The sequence below is a fragment of the Dickeya oryzae genome, from assembly GCF_020406815.2.
GTDB lineage: Bacteria > Pseudomonadota > Gammaproteobacteria > Enterobacterales > Enterobacteriaceae > Dickeya > Dickeya oryzae.
Genome location: NZ_CP162670.1, coordinates 1,863,246 through 1,881,294, shown reverse-complemented (window position 1 = coordinate 1,881,294; position 18,049 = coordinate 1,863,246). Strand labels below are relative to the sequence as shown.

The 18,049-nt window shown below is 49.9% G+C and carries 16 protein-coding genes, 2 tRNA genes and 1 pseudogene; 11 read left to right on the top strand and 8 right to left on the bottom strand.

From position 1 onward, the window contains the following. Positions 1-241 precede the first annotated feature (241 nt). From LF929_RS08155 to LF929_RS08130, 6 genes are all read left to right on the top strand, one after another. Entirely contained in the window at positions 242-1,939 is a 1,698-nt protein-coding gene (locus tag LF929_RS08155; RefSeq protein ID WP_038904743.1) for an NAD-dependent malic enzyme, read from the top strand. Between the two features lie 200 nt (positions 1,940-2,139). Then, positions 2,140-3,375: a molybdopterin molybdotransferase MoeA gene (gene moeA / locus LF929_RS08150; RefSeq protein ID WP_210177181.1), complete on the top strand. Its 1,236-nt coding sequence runs from the start codon at positions 2,140-2,142 to the stop codon at positions 3,373-3,375. Further along, complete coding sequence (moeB, locus tag LF929_RS08145; RefSeq protein WP_226093670.1) at positions 3,375-4,133, top strand: molybdopterin-synthase adenylyltransferase MoeB; 759 nt, start codon at positions 3,375-3,377, stop codon at positions 4,131-4,133. Before moeA ends, moeB begins: the two co-directional genes overlap by 1 nt. Before the next feature lie 190 nt (positions 4,134-4,323). Continuing rightward, a complete protein-coding gene (locus tag LF929_RS08140) occupies positions 4,324-4,719 on the top strand; it encodes an acyl-CoA thioesterase (protein ID WP_038908340.1) in 396 nt (131 codons plus the stop codon). Between the two features lie 109 nt (positions 4,720-4,828). Next, a complete protein-coding gene (locus tag LF929_RS08135; RefSeq protein ID WP_226093673.1) occupies positions 4,829-5,881 on the top strand; it encodes a glycosyltransferase in 1,053 nt (350 codons plus the stop codon). Positions 5,882-6,143: 262 nt separating this feature from the next. Further along, positions 6,144-6,698 carry a flavodoxin family protein gene (locus LF929_RS08130; RefSeq protein ID WP_210175546.1) on the top strand — a complete coding sequence of 185 codons (555 nt, stop codon included), beginning with the start codon at positions 6,144-6,146 and terminating at the stop codon, positions 6,696-6,698. Positions 6,699-6,792: 94 nt separating this feature from the next. Here the strand turns inward: LF929_RS08130 and LF929_RS08125 are convergent, their stop codons facing one another. The 3 genes from LF929_RS08125 to LF929_RS08115 all read right to left on the bottom strand — a co-directional run bounded on the left by LF929_RS08125 (position 6,793) and on the right by LF929_RS08115 (position 9,896). Beyond that, positions 6,793-8,979, bottom strand: a complete 2,187-nt coding sequence (locus LF929_RS08125) for a discoidin domain-containing protein (RefSeq protein ID WP_210175545.1) — start codon at positions 8,977-8,979, stop codon at positions 6,793-6,795. A gap of 87 nt (positions 8,980-9,066) precedes the next feature. Further along, positions 9,067-9,414, bottom strand: a complete 348-nt coding sequence (locus LF929_RS08120; RefSeq protein WP_038904751.1) for a DUF3168 domain-containing protein — start codon at positions 9,412-9,414, stop codon at positions 9,067-9,069. Positions 9,415-9,806: 392 nt separating this feature from the next. After that, positions 9,807-9,896, bottom strand: a tRNA-Ser gene (locus LF929_RS08115). 94 nt (positions 9,897-9,990) lie between these two features. Here LF929_RS08115 and mtfA point away from each other — a divergent pair. Then, a complete protein-coding gene (gene mtfA / locus LF929_RS08110) occupies positions 9,991-10,767 on the top strand; it encodes a DgsA anti-repressor MtfA (protein ID WP_226093671.1) in 777 nt (258 codons plus the stop codon). 124 nt (positions 10,768-10,891) lie between these two features. Next, positions 10,892-10,967, top strand: a tRNA-Asn gene (locus LF929_RS08105). 279 nt (positions 10,968-11,246) lie between these two features. Here the strand turns inward: LF929_RS08105 and LF929_RS08100 are convergent. Continuing rightward, the gene (locus LF929_RS08100; protein WP_210175543.1) at positions 11,247-11,867 is read right to left on the bottom strand and encodes a LysE family translocator; all 621 of its coding nucleotides are present in this window, start codon (positions 11,865-11,867) and stop codon (positions 11,247-11,249) included. A gap of 148 nt (positions 11,868-12,015) precedes the next feature. Then, the gene (locus tag LF929_RS08095) at positions 12,016-12,924 is read right to left on the bottom strand and encodes a LysR family transcriptional regulator (RefSeq protein ID WP_210175542.1); all 909 of its coding nucleotides are present in this window, start codon (positions 12,922-12,924) and stop codon (positions 12,016-12,018) included. Between the two features lie 94 nt (positions 12,925-13,018). Between LF929_RS08095 and LF929_RS08090 the strand changes: the two genes are divergently transcribed. Beyond that, positions 13,019-14,002: an NAD-dependent epimerase/dehydratase family protein gene (locus tag LF929_RS08090; RefSeq protein ID WP_210175541.1), complete on the top strand. Its 984-nt coding sequence runs from the start codon at positions 13,019-13,021 to the stop codon at positions 14,000-14,002. Between the two features lie 201 nt (positions 14,003-14,203). Here the strand turns inward: LF929_RS08090 and LF929_RS08085 are convergent. Beyond that, positions 14,204-14,550 (bottom strand): annotated as a pseudogene (locus LF929_RS08085) (zincin-like metallopeptidase domain-containing protein); the annotation flags it as partial. 206 nt (positions 14,551-14,756) lie between these two features. Here LF929_RS08085 and LF929_RS08080 point away from each other — a divergent pair. Next, positions 14,757-15,323: a hypothetical protein gene (locus LF929_RS08080; protein ID WP_210175540.1), complete on the top strand. Its 567-nt coding sequence runs from the start codon at positions 14,757-14,759 to the stop codon at positions 15,321-15,323. Positions 15,324-15,368: 45 nt separating this feature from the next. Here the strand turns inward: LF929_RS08080 and LF929_RS08075 are convergent, their stop codons facing one another. Beyond that, positions 15,369-15,908, bottom strand: a complete 540-nt coding sequence (locus LF929_RS08075) for a hypothetical protein (RefSeq protein WP_226092885.1) — start codon at positions 15,906-15,908, stop codon at positions 15,369-15,371. A 354-nt stretch (positions 15,909-16,262) separates the two neighbouring features. On the opposite strand from LF929_RS08075, the gene LF929_RS08070 reads away from it, so the two are divergent. After that, on the top strand, positions 16,263-16,421 hold the full coding sequence (locus tag LF929_RS08070; RefSeq protein WP_246753729.1) for a hypothetical protein: 159 nt from the start codon (positions 16,263-16,265) through the stop codon (positions 16,419-16,421). Between the two features lie 109 nt (positions 16,422-16,530). On the opposite strand, the gene LF929_RS08065 is transcribed toward LF929_RS08070, so the two are convergent. After that, complete coding sequence (locus tag LF929_RS08065) at positions 16,531-17,913, bottom strand: APC family permease (RefSeq protein WP_210175538.1); 1,383 nt, start codon at positions 17,911-17,913, stop codon at positions 16,531-16,533. Positions 17,914-18,049 lie beyond the last annotated feature (136 nt).

Here is an 18,049-nt window from a genome sequence, read left to right as displayed (position 1 = left end):
CATCACGCCGTCGTCTTATTGATGAGATGACGGCATCCCCACCCCCTTCTGTGGCCTTTGTTGTCGCTAAAAGTCGCCACTATGTGACTTCCCCCACATAATTTTTTATATGCAAGTCATCTGTAATTATTTTAATTAACAATCCCTGTACATATTTGCTGGGTACTTTAAGATCGCCGGTATCGATCGCTTCCCGCTGGTTCTCCGAACCGATTTCAGCTACCAAAGAGTCGAAAAAGTCATGGAATTGGAATACGAAAGTAAACGTCCGCTCTACATCCCTTATGCTGGTCCCCTCCTGCTCGAGTTCCCCCTTCTGAACAAAGGCAGCGCCTTTACCGAAGAAGAACGTGATCATTTCAACCTGCACGGTTTGCTGCCTGAGGCAGTAGAAACCATTGAAGAACAAGCAGAACGCGCCTGGCGGCAGTATCAGGAATTCAAGAACGACATGGAAAAACACGTGTACCTGCGTAATATCCAGGACACGAACGAAACCCTGTTCTACCGCCTGCTGGAAAACCACCTGAGCGAAATGATGCCGATCATTTACACGCCGACGGTCGGTGCCGCTTGTGAACACTTCTCCGACATTTATCGTCGTGCCCGTGGTCTGTTCATCTCCTACCCTAACCGTGAGCATATCGACGATATGCTGCAAAACGCCACCAAACAGAACGTAAAAGTCATCGTGGTGACGGACGGCGAACGTATTCTGGGTCTGGGTGACCAGGGTATCGGTGGTATGGGGATTCCGATCGGTAAATTGTCCTTGTACACAGCGTGCGGCGGCATCAGCCCGGCGTATACTCTGCCAGTGGTACTGGATGTTGGGACCAACAACCCGCAACTGCTCAACGACCCGCTGTACATGGGCTGGCGTCACCCGCGTATTACCGGTGACGAATACTATGAGTTCGTGAACGAATTCATTCAGGCTGTGAAACGCCGTTGGCCGAACGTCCTGCTGCAGTTCGAAGATTTCGCACAGAACAACGCTATGCCGTTGCTGAACCGCTACCGTGATGAAATCTGTAGCTTCAACGACGACATTCAGGGTACCGCCGCCGTGGCCCTGGGCAGCCTGATCGCCGCCAGCCGTGCAGCAGGCAGCCAGTTGCGTGATCAGACCGTGGCTTTCCTGGGTGCGGGTTCCGCCGGTTGCGGTATCGCCGAGCAGATCATCGCACAGATGAAGTCTGAAGGCCTGAGCGACGAAGAAGCCCGCGCCCGCGTATTCATGGTAGACCGTTTTGGCCTGTTGACCGACAAACTGCCTAACCTGCTCGACTTCCAGAGCAAACTGGTGCAGAAAAGCGATAAACTGGCTCAGTGGGATGTCACCCGTGACGCTATCTCGTTGATGGATGTGATGCGTAACGCCAAGCCGACCATCTTGATCGGTGTGTCAGGTCAGCCGGGCCTGTTTACGGAAGAAATCATCCGTGAAATGCACCGCAATTGCGCCCGCCCGATCGTAATGCCGTTGTCCAACCCAACATCCCGTGTGGAAGCGCGTCCGGAAGATATCATCCGCTGGACCGACGGTGCCGCACTGGTCGCGACCGGTAGCCCGTTCTCCCCGGTACAGCACAAAGACAAGGTTTACCCGATCGCACAGTGCAACAACTCCTACATTTTCCCGGGTATTGGTCTGGGTGTGCTGGCCAGTGGTGCGAAACGTATCACTGATGGCATGTTGATGGCTTCCAGCCGTGCGCTGGCTGACTGCTCTCCGCTGGCGAATCAGGGTGAAGGCGCACTGCTGCCTGATGTCGGCACCATTCAGGAAGTATCCAAACACATCGCGCTGGAAGTGGCTAAAGCCGCCCAGTTGCAGGGTGTGGCGGAAGTAACATCTGAAGATGCGCTGGTCAAAGCGATTGCTCATAACTTCTGGCATCCGCAGTACCGCACCTACAAGCGCACCTCGTTCTGATTGTGCGTGCCGATCGCCTGGATGACAGGGCGAACACGGTTTCAGACGCGGCTTCGGCCGCGTTTTTTTATCCCTTTCCCTTCTGACACACGTCATTCTCCCCCCCGGCGATTTCTGCCATAATGGCACGCTATCGATACATCAATGTCATGCCTGTTTTGCCTGCTCTGCCATGCAACGAACGGGTGTGTGGAGCTGCCATGGATACTTCGGGTTTACTCTCTCTGGAACAGGCGCGGCATGCCATGCTGACGCAAGTTTCCGCACTTACCGCCACGGAAACCGTTTCTATCTATCAGGCTGCCGGTCGTATTACCGCCACCGCGGTGACCTCGCCTATCAATGTGCCGCCATTCGACAATTCGGCGATGGACGGCTACGCCGTGCGGTGTCATGAGCTCACCGGTCAGCCGTTACCCGTAGCAGGTAAAGCATTTGCTGGCGCGCCATTTGACGCAGACTGGCCTGAAGGCAGCTGTATTCGCATTATGACCGGTGCGGCGATCCCCGCCGGTGCCGACGCGGTGGTCATGCAGGAGGAAACACAGAGCGATGCCGATGGCCGGATTCGGTTCACCCATGCGGTGAAACCGGGCCAGAATATCCGCCGTATCGGTGAGGACATCCAACAGCAGGCGCAGGTTCTGCCCGCAGGTACGCGGCTGGGGGCGGCCGAATTGCCGTTGCTGGCATCACTGGGTATTGCCAGCATATCGGTCGTACGCCGTCTGCGAGTGGCGCTATTTTCCACTGGCGATGAGCTACAACCTGTCGGCGAGCCGTTGCAACCAGGGCAAATTTACGATACTAACCGCTTTGCGGTACGGCTGATGCTCGAACAATTGGGCCATGACGTCATAGACCTTGGCATCGTGCGTGATGATCCCACCGCGCTGCGTGAGGTCTTTCTGCAGGCGGATCAGGCTGCCGATGTGGTGATCAGCAGCGGGGGCGTATCAGTAGGAGAAGCGGATTACACCAAACAGATGCTGGAAGCGCTGGGGGATATCCGCTTTTGGAAGCTGGCCATCAAACCCGGTAAACCGTTTGCTTTTGGCAAGCTGAGCCACGCCTGGTTCTGCGGACTGCCGGGTAACCCGGTTTCCGCCGCGGTAACGTTTTACCAGCTCGTGCAACCGCTGCTGGCACAGTTGTCCGGCCATAGCGGGTGGTCATTGCCGGCCCGTTTCCGGGTCAAAACAGCGACACCGCTGAAAAAATCGCCCGGCCGGCTGGATTTCCAACGTGGCGTGTTAACCCGTAACCCACAGGGCGACCTGGAAGTACGGACCACCGGGCATCAAGGCTCTCATGTGTTCAGTTCTTTCAGTCTCGGCAACTGCTTCATCGTACTGGAAGCGGAACGCGGCCGTGTTGACGCGGGCGAATGGGTGGAAGTCGAACCCTTCAACTCACTGCTGCAGAGCCACTACTGATGCTGCCTGAACTGACTGATGAAGAAACGCTGCGTTATAACCGGCAAATCGTCCTGCGCGGGTTTGATTTTGATGCACAGGAGCGCTTGAAAGCCGCTCGGGTACTGATTGTCGGGTTAGGTGGGCTGGGTTGTGCCGCCTCGCAGTATCTGGCATCAGCCGGTGTCGGCCAACTCACCCTGCTGGATTTTGATACCGTGTCACTGTCCAACCTGCAACGCCAGGTGTTACATCGTGACGATCGCATCGGCATGCCAAAAGTCGAGTCGGCCCGTCAGACCTTGCAACGCATCAATCCACACGTTCAGATAACACCGATTCAGGATAATCTGGACGATGACGCCCTAGAGGCTGTCGTGACGCAACACAATGTCGTGGTGGATTGCACCGATAATGTCTCCATCCGTGAGCGGCTTAACCATCTCTGTTTTCTGCAGAAAATACCGTTGGTTTCCGGTGCGGCGATCCGAATGGAAGGGCAAATCAGCGTTTTTACCTATCAACCGCAGGAGCCTTGCTACCGCTGTCTCAGCCGTTTGTTTGGCGACAGTGCGCTCACCTGTGTTGAAGCGGGTGTGATGGCACCGTTGGTTGGCGTGATAGGGTCATTGCAGGCGCTGGAAACCATCAAGTTGCTGGCGCACTATGGCCAGCCGCTGGCGGGTAAATTGCTGCTGTTTGATGCGATGACGATGCAATTTCGCGACATGCGCTTATCGAAGAATCCAGACTGTGACACCTGTGGGCAGGTGACCTGACGCCTTGCCCCGACAGAACGGCTGGCGTGTGCGCGGCCTGGCGGCAAGAATACGAATAGGGCCACCACCACCTCAAACCATCCACCCCAGACTGGCCGTTAGACGACCTTAATCGACCAACGGCCAGACCGCTGTAACAGAATTGGTGTAAGATAACCGCGTTCCTGTTACTCCATAAGGTCGTCGCATCATGACACAAGCATTAACTGAGGAAGAACGCATTCAGCAATCCATCACCCGGGTCGCCAAAGTCGTCTTCCCTACCACTATCAACCACCATTCCACGTTGTTTGGCGGCACCGCACTGGCATGGATGGACGAAATCTCTTTTATTACTGCTACCCGTTTTTGCCATAAACCCCTGGTCACCGTTTCTACTGAAAAGATCAATTTCACGACCCCTATCCCATCAGGCACGATTGTGGAGTTGGTCGGGCAGGTCAGCCGGGTCGGACGTACCAGCCTGACCGTAGATGTGTCGGTCTATCTGGAGCAGATGTACGCCGAAGGCCGCACCAAAGTGATTACCGGTCAGTTCAATTTCGTGGCAGTCAATGACGAAGGACGCCCAATACCGCTATTCTGATGGCGGACGCATCGGTGTTGCGATGCGGCATAGTGCACGATAATTGCGCCAATGATGTCTGCTGGTGACAGGATATCGTCGAACTCTTTTCCTCTGGCGGGTAAATACAATGATTTCCGTCTGCATGATAATGAAAAACGAAGCCAGGCATCTTGCCAGTACGCTGGCCTCTATCGCGGCGCATTTTGATGATATTATCGTTGTCGATACGGGTTCTACTGATGATTCCAAAGCCATCGCCCGCCAATTCACCCCCCATGTTTATGACTTCGCCTGGGTCGCCGATTTCTCTGCGGCACGCAATGCGTCTTTGGATTACGCGCGTAACGATTGGGTTCTCGTGGTTGATGCCGATGAAGAAGTCGACTTCGTTGATATTGATGCATTGCACGCTCTGATAAAAGCGCATCCGCAAGCACCCGGTCGTGTAGAACTCATCAATTATCTCGATGAAGGCAGTGAGACCACTACGGTCAAGGAGTTGCTAACTCGCCTATTCCGTAAAGATCTCTATCATTATAGAGGCATCATTCATGAACAGGTTACACCACGGGATCCCAGTGTTTCACCGCCCCGCCCATTTATTTCACCAATACGTCTGCATCATGTCGGGTATAAAAAGGAGATTCTGCAGGAAAAAGATAAAATCACTCGGAATATCAATTTGCTACAACAGGCATTGGAAGCGCAGGCTAACGATCCATACCTGCTGTTCCAGCTAGGTAAAAGTTATTATCTGAAACGCGACTATTCGACAGCCATTCACTATTTTCAACAGGCAATACGCTTCGAGACCAATTTTACTTACGAATACACCGAAGACCTGATTGAAACTTACGGCTATGCGTTGATCAATGCGGGGAAATATGAAGAAGCGATGGATATTATCCAGTATGAGTCCAACTTCTCATCCACTGATTTTATATTTTTGAAAGCCCTCACCCTGATGAATAATGGCCAACTGCAGAATGCAGTCGATTTATTTTTGCAATGTACAAACATGCCAACAGGGAATAAAGAAGGCGTCAACTCTTATAAAGCCAACTACAATATCGGCGTTATTTTGGAGTGTGTCGGCATGAAGCAGCAGGCTCTGGAATTTTACCAAAAATGCGGTAGTTACGCGTTGGCGCGTGACGGCATCCAGCGGTTGGTTAACTAAAGCGGCGGGTACAGATATCCTCAGCATGTCTGGTGGATATCTGTCTTATTCATTTTATTCATATCATAAAAAAGAAATACGCTATCAGTTCGTATTTGATTATTTTCATTCAAATTATCAACCTCGGGTTACCACAGGGTAACCTAGGTACTTTCGGGTAATTCATTGTTTATAAAAATGGGACACGATAATATGCCGACATCCCTGAACATGGTTTATGGTTTTACTAACGCTTTTATCCGTCCATACATGAGGAAATACTATGAGCAAGCTCGCGGTTGTCTACTATTCCGGCTACGGCCACACCAAACATATCGCTGAACTGGTTGCAGAAAGCGCACAGGCAGGCCTGATCGCTATTGATAGCAACGGCGATATCACCGACGCCGACTGGGAAACACTGAACGCCGCAAACGGTATCATTTTCGGTGCGCCGACCTACATGGGCAACGTACCGTGGCAGTTCAAAAAATTTGCTGATGCCAGCTCCAAAATTTGGTTTACCCGTGGCTGGCAGGACAAAGTATTTGGTGGTTTCGCCAACAGCGCCAGCCTGAATGGTGACAAGCAAGTTACCCTGATTTATCTGCAGACGCTGGCGGCACAGCACGGCGGTATCTGGGTTAGCCTGGGACAAGCTCCAGCTAACGCGCTTGCTTCCACCCGTAACGATGCCAACAACCTCGGTGGTTCTGCCGGTGCACTGATTCAGTCTCCGTCTGACGCTGGTGCGGATGCCATCCCGGCAGGTGACCTGGAAACCGCTAAACTGTACGGCGCACGCGTTGCTGAAATTACCCGCCGCCTGCACGGTTAATAGCGTTTCCTTTAGCTATTCATATGCCCGGTTTAACCGGGCATTTTTTTGTCCTAATTTTCAATCAATAAATGGCAGACTACGTTCACCTACCTTACGGATGCTGATAAGCAAACTTATAGTTACCGGTGCTAGCTGGTTTGAATGTCACCTGATCACGATACCAACGAATTTCAACCTCGGCCGGAGTTTGCAATTTCCATGCAGAGGCTGTAATTGTGAGAGACAGATTATCAATGTTAGCGACATCAGTTGCTGCAATAGGCATATCTATCGCAAATGCGAAACTGATAGCGTCAGGTATACCCGAATTATTGCTATATAACAGTGCCCACTGCGCAGCGGTAATTGCAGCTATACTTGATAATGACGTTCCGCTACTCAGCAATTTAGCTGCACTAGCCGTATCTGCAGTCAATGCACCAATTGATGTCCATGCCGACCCATTCCAGACAGACCAATCATTACCATTTCTGGAAACCGCTACACGGATATTCCCCGACCCAGACTGCGTATAAGTCGGTACAACTGAAACCAGGCTGCTCCATGAATTAGCTGTAGTAACCAGTTTCTGAATCGCAATTTGCGGGTAAGAAGTATACACCACTCGGCAACTGGCAGGAAAATCAGAAACGAGTTTTACCAACTTCTTCCCAGCTAACGTAGCTTCAGTGATCTTGCCTGAACTTGCAAACCCAGTGGCCGTAATGTCTGCTGCGGATGTGGGAGCGGCAACCTGCGTTAATGTGCCATTGGCGGCGGTATAATAGCTTCCATCGTCGGCCAACAAGAGAAACTTCTTCGCGTCATTAAACAATACCCAATCAGCAATCGCTACTGTGTTATCAGTCTGCCCATTCACTGCAGTGCAGTAAAATCGGTAGGCCTTAAACTGTACAGCGGCTGCCAGCCTGAATGTTTGTGTACTGCTCCCCCATGAAATACCCGTGCGTGCATCAACATCGGTCCATGTCACACCACCATCATTACTACCCTGGATTTTCCATGATCGCGGAGACACACCACCACCAAACCGTGACGGAGAGATTGAATAAAAGGTTAGTGTTTTCAAGTCAGAAAAACTGACCGAAAGCCATTGCGGTAACGGAGCCTCTGAACTCCAAATTGTTTGCTGATTATTGTCGAATGCATACCAACCCTGCCATACAACCTCAGCGCCTTTCGCCGACGAACTTTGAGACACAGTGACGCCTGGCATAGATGTGGCAGATGTTAAACCTGATACCAGAGAGTCAGTAATCAGATCAAATGAAACATCCTTGCCAGCAGAGCGAATCGGCGTACTATAAAAAGCACCATCCTGAGTAGTATTCAGCGTTTCATTGGCGTAAGAACGCAACGCCCCGTCAAAGATTACATCCCCGGTCGCAGAATATGAGCTGGCGCTATTGGTTCCAAAATCATCCAGCTGGACTTGTGTTTTAGAACCAACTTCTTCTTTTAGAGCATACGCATCATAGGCATAGGTCGTCTGATTATTGATGCGAAACACCACTGGCGACGTTACAGCAGTAATACTCTGCGTCACCACCGTATAATCGCGGCCACCGCTGCTATTTCCACCATCGCTATTTCCGCCGCCGCTATTACTACCTGTCGCACTCACAACCAACTGATTGTTAGTTGTATCGTAATTCAGTGAAACACCCTGTCCGGCTGCCAGGGTCGCCACCAGAACTTTACGCACCGCGTCAGTGAAGTCGGTAATTTGCGAGGCGGTATGGGTGTGGTTTGCCAGATCGGACTTATGCACTACGTCGCTTAATCCCAGATTAGCGACAAACTGCGCTTTATCCGGAATATCCGCACCATTGAGGGTTTTATCCATCATGCGGCTCACGGCATCAGTCAAATCTGGCAGCGTTTTCACCACCACACTCTGGCCGCTATTATCCGTCAGCGTCACCTGGCCGCGCTCGGTCAGCACTTGTTTCCACTGAGTCAGTTGGGACTGGTAACCTGCCAGCATCGCCGCAATCTGCGCCACATAAGCAGCATGATCGAAGGTGTCGTTACTGCCAAACACGGGAATAGCGTAATGCACACCATTAGCGGTACAACCGCTATATTCACTGGACAGCATCAGCTCGGTATCTGACATGACAGAGGCAATTTCATAAATCTTAATGCCGCAATCAGCAAAAATCAGCAACATGCTGCCGGCACTAACGCCATTATTCTTATCTGCCCACAGGGTATTTTCACCCAAGACGACTTTGCTGCCAGAAAATAAAGACAAACCACCTGACTTATACCACATAACATTATTCCTTTATTGCATGAAACGGTCAAAAGCAGGCCAACCCAATACCAGATGGATGTTGACGAGAAATTTAAAATCAAATGATTAACGAGAAATATCAACTTCCAGTGTCATACGGAATTTTTCGTACTCTACATCAAAGTCGTTATATTCGATGGTTTTATTCGGCTGCAATACTGACAGCGCCGTTCGTACCTGTTCACGCAACGCGCGGGCTTCAGCTACGGTATGCGCATAGCAATCTGCGCTGACGGTCACTTTCTGGCTGGACAACTGCTGAGAGGCGTTATAATTATTTTCCTGACTCAGTGAAAAAAGAATAAATGGATGTTTCTGGTGTGGCGCATGATAGTCACAGCAGGGCACGGCATAAGCATAAACACGGCCATACGCCAATTTACCCAACAGTGGATAGATATCTTCTTCAGTCATTTCAATCAGCCTTATTTAGACAATGAATAAAATCTATTTTCACCAGTTCAGTAGAAAATAGGTTCTTTCGAAAACGTATCGCTTCGGTCATTATCATAAAGGGATTGGACACCACACTTCTCGCGCTCATTGTTGTGCTATCAACCAGAAACAACAATACAGAATGCTGCACCTTCATTATTAACAAGCAATAAAATGAAACAGCATAGCGGTATCCCTACCGGCGCTGAACCAGGGTATCAATGGCGAGAACTTATGGTATAAAAATGGTAATTTCATGACGGTTCTGCCAGAAACACTCATCATCGGGTGTTAGGCTACACCATGCACTTATACGGGATAAATCAACGAACGAAAGAATACAGAATGGAGTGGACAGCAAAAAGAAGTAGTGGCGGAGAGAGGGGGATTTGAACCCCCGGTAGAGTTGCCCCTACTCCGGTTTTCGAGACCGGTCCGTTCAGCCGCTCCGGCATCTCTCCACGAAATTGGTGCTTATAATGCCCTGTTTTATGGCATGTTAACAAGAACAAACCGACGCCTTTGAATTCAAGTGATGACTTAGCGAGCAACACCATGATGAAGTGGCAATGGAAATCCCCTACACCTGATGCGTTTTTAGACTGGCAGCAGGCACTATCAATCCCGCTGTTAACGCCACTAGCCGAACCTGAACGGCAACAGGTGGTAATGGTAGCAAGACAATTTTTACGCCAAAAACGCCTGGTACCGTTGCAGGGGCTGGCACTCACCGAGCTGATGGCACAACGTATCGCATTATTATTTTCCCTGCCGGTGCTGAAGCTGGGTATTGAATGGCTTGATGGGTTTCATGATGTACTGATCCACCCCGCACCTTTCACGGTAGATGGCGAGTGGATGGATGAGTTCGGTCTGGTGCATAGCGGCCCTAACGTTCAGTCCGGCCAAAGTTGGGATCAGGGACCAGTCGTACTGAACTGGCTGGAGATTCAAGACTCCTTTGATCTTTCCGGGTTCAATCTGATTATTCATGAAGTTGCGCATAAGCTAGATAAGCGTGGTAATGAACGCCCTTCTGGCGTACCGGCGATGCCACTACGCAACATCGCGCATTGGGAACAAACCCTGCACGCCGCCATGGAGGCATTGCGCGAAGAAATCGAACTGGTGGGAGAAGATGCCGCCAGCATGGATCCTTACGCCGCCACCGACCCGGCCGAGTGCTTTGCGGTGCTGTCTGAATATTTCTTCAGCGCGCCTGACTTGCTGGTGGAGCGTTTCCCAGAGGTATACCGGAATTTTTGCAGCTTTTATCGTCAGGACCCGTTGGAGCGCTTGCAACGCTGGCAGGCAATACCGCCAGCCGACTGATTTATCATCATAATGATGATGAACGCTGCGGATTGTACATAAGCCAAGCAGTCAGTACGGAATGTCGGTTTTGCCCGTTGACAGCGCAAGGTACCACAGATAAGATTCGCCCCGTTCAAACGATTCCTCTGTAGTTCAGTCGGTAGAACGGCGGACTGTTAATCCGTATGTCACTGGTTCGAGTCCAGTCAGAGGAGCCAAATTCTTGTTTTCATGCCTCTTTGCGAATCCTTATGTAATTCGGATTCAATAAGTTAGCGTGAAATGTCTTCCCGGTGCATTTTCAGTTTTCCCTCTGCATCGGGAGAATTTGGTGGTCAGATTTGGGGTCAGGTTAGTTCGATGACGGAGTGACCCCCACATGTCTCTTAATGACTCAAAAATCCTCAACGTAAAACCATCAGCAAAACCCTACAAAGTTTCCGATTCTCACGGCCTGTACCTGTTGATTAATCCCGGCGGTTCACGTCTCTGGTATCTCAAATCACCAACTTGACCCCAAGGGCAATCATTACGCCACCTGCGACTCGGTCAAACCACGTTTTTCCGCGAAGGTACAAATTTCGAGGTTTAGGAGCGGAAAGAACAATCGCGACAAGCGCATACCAGCTGGCTTCGATTAAAAAGACGAGCAATGCAATGACGACCTTAAAGGCCAGCGAGCTATCTGATGGAAGAAATGCGGCAAAAACACTGGCATAGACAATAGCCGTTTTCGGATTACTGAGTTGAGTGGTAAGGCCCAATACCAGAAATTTTGGAGATAGTGAAATTGAACGATCATGCCGCTGAATTTCAGCAACAAGAGGGGTACGCGCCCCTTTCCAGATACGGAAGCCTAAGTAAGCCAGATAAAGACCACCGCCTACTTTCAAGAGCAAATATAACGACGGGACCGCAAGCAAAACGCCATGAAGTCCCAGCAAAGATGCTATTGCAAAAATCAATCCCCCAAACCCCATCCCCAACGCTGCTAACAAGCCATTGAGTCGGCCCATACTTGCCGATGTTCGTGCCACCATCACGAAGCTCGGACCAGGGCTTGCTGAGCCAGCGGTGAGCGCCGTTGCAATTCCAATAATCTCGGGGAGATGTTGCATAGGTCGGCGCCTTTGTGAACATGAGGAATAGAATTCAATTTTCTAAATACATCAAATTAAGCGGAAGCAATAGCATTGAATCTCGAACTCATTCGAGAACGGCAACGCTTTGATTTCCTGTGCTGCGCCAGTTCCCCTGCTGGGATTGTCACAAACCGACGTTATTGATATAAGCCTGTAAGCCCTCTGCAAGAATATCGAACACCGTTTTACAGGCCTTACTGTGGCGCAAGTCCTCATGCATCACCAGCCAGGTATCGAGATGAAATGCAAAAAAATCAGACATCAACCTCTCTAATGGAACAGGAAAATCGGCCAATTGAACCTGGCATATCCCTATGCCCGCACCTGCGCGGATAAGGTTCAATTGCGCCACATCACTGTCAGTGCGCACGGTAAAGCGTTCACGATTTAACTGAGGATAGTGTTTCAGCGCCTGTAAAATAAAGGGCGTCGTTTTATCAAAACCCACAAGTGTATGGGTGAACAACTCGTCAATACTTTCTGGTGCGGCATGACGTGCCAGATAGGACGGTGAGGCATGTAGACCAATTTCAATACTGCCCAACCGACGCGCAATCAGTTGTTCCTGCACCGGTGTGGTCATGCGTACCGCAATATCCGCTTCCCGGTTCAATAAATCCTGCATTCGGTTAGATAGCACCAGTTCAATGGTAAGTTGCGGATAATCTTGTTTAATTCGTGCAATCAGGGGAGGCAGCACTTCTGTACCGATAATTTCGCTCGCAGAAACGCGAACCACACCATGCAACCCGGCAGTGTGGGTACTGAAGCTGGCAGCCGAACGCTCAATCATACTGGCCGTGTTTTCCATCGCTTGCGCATGGCTCTGAATTGCTACCGCCGCTTCTGTGGCCTGTAGACCAGTCTGAGAACGTGTAAACAAAACCAGACCAAGGGCGGATTCCAGCGCCGCCACGTGGCGCCCTGCTGTGGGCTGGGTAATTGCCAGTTGACGGGCTGCCCCCGACAGGGAACCTTCTTTCATCACCGCCAGGAAGGTTCGATACCATTCCCATGGAATATTTAGCCTCATACAAAAATGCATACCTGCTGTCTGATGTCATGCAATTACATTTAGCTTGTGTAGGCACTACGATGTCAAGCAGACATCCGGCAAAGGTAACACCATGAAAAGCAAAAACAAGGTACTCATACTGGGCGCAACAGGCGGAATCGGTAGCGAAATCGCCCGTAAACTCATCCGCGAAAAATGGGACGTTCATGCATTGCGTCGTAACGTCCCGCAGAATGAAGAGCACGTGAGTATGACGTGGATAAGCGGTGATGCGCTAAATGCTGAGCAGGTTGCGGCGGCGGCATCAGACTGTAGCGTGATTGTCCATGCGGTTAATCCGCCAGGTTATCGAAACTGGGAACAGCTGGTTTTGCCAATGTTACAGAACACCATCGATGCCGCAGAGCGAAATGGAGCATTAATCGTTCTCCCTGGCACCGTTTACAACTACGGTCCGGACGCCTTTCCACTCTTGCGGGAAGACTCTCCCCAAAATCCTGTCACCAGAAAAGGGGCAATACGGGTGCAAATGGAGAAGGCATTGTTCGCCTACGCGCAGCGTGGCGGAAAAGTGCTGATTCTGCGGGCCGGTGACTTCTTTGGCCCCGACGCAGGCAATAACTGGTTTTCACAGGGATGGATCAAACCGGGGCAACACCCACGGATAATTAAAAACCCAGGCAAAGCCGGGATAGGCCACCAGTGGGCCTACCTGCCGGACGTCGCCGAAACCCTGGTTGCGCTGTTAGCGCGTCGGGATCAACTTGACCCTTTTGCCTGTTTTCATATGCGAGGACACTGGGATGCCGATGGCACGGCGATGGCCGAAGCCATACAACGTGTCGCACAACTTGCGGGTGTTAACGCGAAGGTAAAATCCTTTCCCTGGTGGCTCATCCTGGCGATGGCACCTTTCAACACCACACTGCATGAAATGCTGGAAATGCGCTATTTGTGGGAACAGGCCATACAGATGGATAATGCAAAACTGATCAATTTTTTAGGCCATGAACCGCATACTCCGCTTATTGAGGCTGTGCGTATCACGTTAATCGGCCAGGGCTGCATTAATCACAAGTCATTCGCGCGTTTGTGAGCGGATCAGAGAGCGATTTACCTTTGCTATCCTGCAAGTTTCACAGTCAGTCGTGATATCTGAGCCATTGTTTACAGCAATCACCAGTGTAAAAACATCGTTTGCGGGATGCGTGGGCTCTTTGCCGCCCGCAACCTGAGAATGTTCCGGCATTGAATGCCCGGAACATTCTCAGGGAAATTGACAACGCCGTCAGACTGGTTACCCCAATATCAGGTTAACGCCACCTTCCTTTGCGGCATCTTGTACTTCAACTAAAACCTTACCCATCGGATAACGATGCGCTTTCGATGCAGCGCTGGCGGCTTTGAAAATATAACCTTTGTCGTTTTGCAGTGCTTTCAGCCAGGAAGTGATGATATAGCTTTCATGCTGAACCTCTGATTCGCTATCAGAAACGCACTTCCCAGTTCGGCGATCAACGCCTCAAATACGTAACCCTCACAGCCAAACTTTCCTTTCATTTCACGGTTAAGGCGTTTTTTACCACCGCTCCAGTGAACCAGCTCGTACAGGCTGGTAGAGTAGAAATTAGCCGCATCGGGATAGCGTCGATTTCTCCGTCTTCGTTTTCCCTCTCTAAGAGAGATATAAAAACATAAGATGATAATAATTATTTTTATTGATACACTCCCTTTAATTTAGTTGGTCCTAACCAGAATCCTTTTCGCCATAAAACGAAAACTTAGAACGTCTCTGCACCCCACTATCAGTGGCGTTTTGCAATATACAAACTCGTGAGGAATCCAAGTTTATGCGCTATCTCGTACTACCTTTTATGCTTTTTATTTTATCCGGCTGCCAGGCACTCACCACTTTTGACAAATATGCTACGCTACGTCTGTACGAAGTCTATAAAATTGACGGTGTTTCTGCCTGCGATTACAAACCCAAGTTCAATGAATGTACGGACGGTAAACAAGTATTCAATCTAAAAATTTCAGATGACAAAAGCAAAGTCGCATTAGTCACATACAATAAATACGCTTACTTCGGGTTCACTCGCGACGATTATCAAAGACAAACACAGCCATTGCGTGATTTCCTACTATGGGTAAAACAGCCCAAAGCTAAAGACCAAAAAATGACTATGCTACGTAAACGGGGAAACGTTGCGGGAACAATGTTTGAAAATGAAGAGGTTGAGTACCAATTTGATTACCTGCACTCTCGCTCTGATGTCCAATTGCTGGTTATTCAACCCTATACAAATGGCAGCTCGTACGCCATGACAGAAGCAGAGGTCAGGAATTTGTTATCTGTACTGGATGCATGGTATAACGGCACATTTACCGGACAACAGTTAGCCAATGTTTATTAGTTAACCAATATTGCCAGATAATACATAGATTATCTGGCAATAAAGTCAGAATTGCTGGAATCGGGACTCGAAGACCTTGCAGTTCTTTATTGCAAGGTCGGTAACAGGCCTACGATCATAAAACCCTTTATCCGTTTTAAAAACCTCGTAAACAGCCAAGTGACGAGACGAATATGGGCTGACTAAAACACCAGTGACATAATAATAATTTCCGATAACCGGTTTAAATGTTATCGTGTCAGCAACACCATTTGGTGCGACCATTCTCACTGCGATATTCCCTTTGGCACTCACCCAAAACTCACGTTTCATTGGTGAGGACTCCGGAATTTCAGGAAAACCCAGTTCCTTATTATTCAACTTTGTTTGAAAACCAACAGCATTATTAGTGTACCCATTATCAGGTGCATCTAAATTAATACATTCATGGGTATTCGGATAAACACGAATGTAATCAAGATTTCGGTTATCAAAGGTCATTCCAACACGGTCACTTCCCGAATAATCCTCTAACTTATGGCTATAGGTTGCAACAGAACATCCACTCACACATCCACAAAACATCCCTATCCAAAACAATCGCATAAACATAATTATCCCAATATGCAAGATGAAAAAATACAACTCATTGATAAATGTAAATGAATATTATTCAGAAATACAATAATTTTGTTCCAAACCTGTGGCACGATTATCATTACTCACGGAGGCATTCACTGCTTCAGCATTTCCCCGCCGAACACTCGACAGCAGTATGACAGTTCTGCCGTGATGAATTATAGCTACACAAGCTGATCCTCCCCACGCAACGTCCCCCCTTCCAGAGTAATCCCCCCCTACTTGAGAGTGACGTCATGTGTCCACTGTTGGTGGGTAAGATCAGGGTTTCATCGTTATTGCCCGTTTACCGCATTATTTAACGCTACCGGCCAGCCCGCCATGTCTGTCCCGCTTTACTGGACGCAGGAAGGGTTACCTATTGGTTCACACTTTGCAGCCCGTTTTGGTGATGAGCAAACGCGGTTGTCACTCGCCGCTGAGCTAGAGCGAGTGAAACCGTGGGCGAAACACATCCCCTCGATAAATGCGCTAAGTTAATTCGCTCATTTTAGGGTCTGAAAAGGCAGTAAAAGGCGCTCACCACACACCGCTGCGGGAGCGCCTTTTTCATTGCTGAAACAGAAGAAGGCAAAACACGTCTTCTGTCTTAGATTCTCACGGTACGCAGTGATGACATGTAATACCCCGCCAGCGCACAGGCCGCAATAAACCACGGGATCGTCTTCACCACCACGGAATCACTGCCACTCAAGGACTGCAGATTGGTGACGACCAGAATAATGGTGATCGACATGAAAATCACCGACAGCAGTGGTGCCCAGAAGACCTGCAGGCGGCTATCGTTGGTGGACATGCGGCGGAAGAACATCACCACCGCAGCCGATACGCCCAATTGCAGAATAAGAATACACAGGGTCGCGACGGCTGACCCGATAGCAAAAATATGCACCATCGGATCCAGGCCCGCGCTTCCTATTCCAAGCAGCAATATCAACAGGATAACGCTGTGCAGATGGCTGGCATTATGCGGGGTGCCGTTGGTCAGGTGGGTTTTGCTCAGTGCTTTCCAGATCAGGCCATCACGGCTGATGCTAAAGATGTAACGCGAAATGTTGTTGTGAAAGGCCAGAGAGGCCGCGAACAGGCTGGTGATCAACAGAACCGACATACTATCGACCGCCCACTGCCCGACATACTGGCGAGTAATATTGAAGACAAAATTACCGGGGTCCTTGCTGGCAATGGCGACAATGTCATCGAAGCCATACGCCTGCACCAGTGACCAACTGGTGAAACAGAAAAAGGCGGTGATCAGCAACAAGGCACAGAGGGTGGCACGTGGTACGGTTTTCTGCGGGTCACGGCACTCTTCAGCGTAAATGGCTGTTGATTCAAAACCGATAAAGGAAGCGATAGTAAAAATAAAGGCGATGCCAAGGTTACCGTGCATAAACACCGAAGGTTCAAACGATTCGACGGTGTAGGAACCGGCTTTCTTTACCAGCAGCATGACGTCAGTCAACAGTACGATGGCAACTTCAGCCAGCATCAGCACGCCCAGCAACTTACCCCCCACCTCAACGCGCTTGATGCCCAGCACCCAGGCAATCACCGTAAATACCATGCTCAGCGTCCACCAGGGAAGATGCAGGCTGACATGCTCCTCCAAAAACAGCTGAGTAAAAAAACCGAGCATGGCAACAATCGCCACCTGAATGGAAGCATAGGCCATCAGCGCCAGCACAGAGGCTGATGCTCCCCAGTGGTCACCCAACCCTTTGGAGATGTAGGTATAGAAAGCACCGGCATTATTGACGTAGCGGCTCATGGCGATAAAACCCACCGCAAACGTCATCAAAATAATGCACGACAGAATATAAAACACCGGAATGCCGCCGCCGTTGCCGGAAATAATCGCTATCGGCAGGCCACCAACCACGCCAGTCAAAGGCGATGCGGCCGCGACCACAAAAAAGACCAGGGAAAATAAGCCCAACGTATTTTTGCGTAAACCATTATCGTTGTTCATCGTTAGCGTCTCCGTGAAAGAGAGTGAAATTTTTCAGACAATCTGCGTCGCCTGAAGCAGGTAACTTCACTGAATCATTTCCCCGTATACGCGGATAGAAAAAATCGGACAGGGCAACGGTGCAGGCTTGCACCGT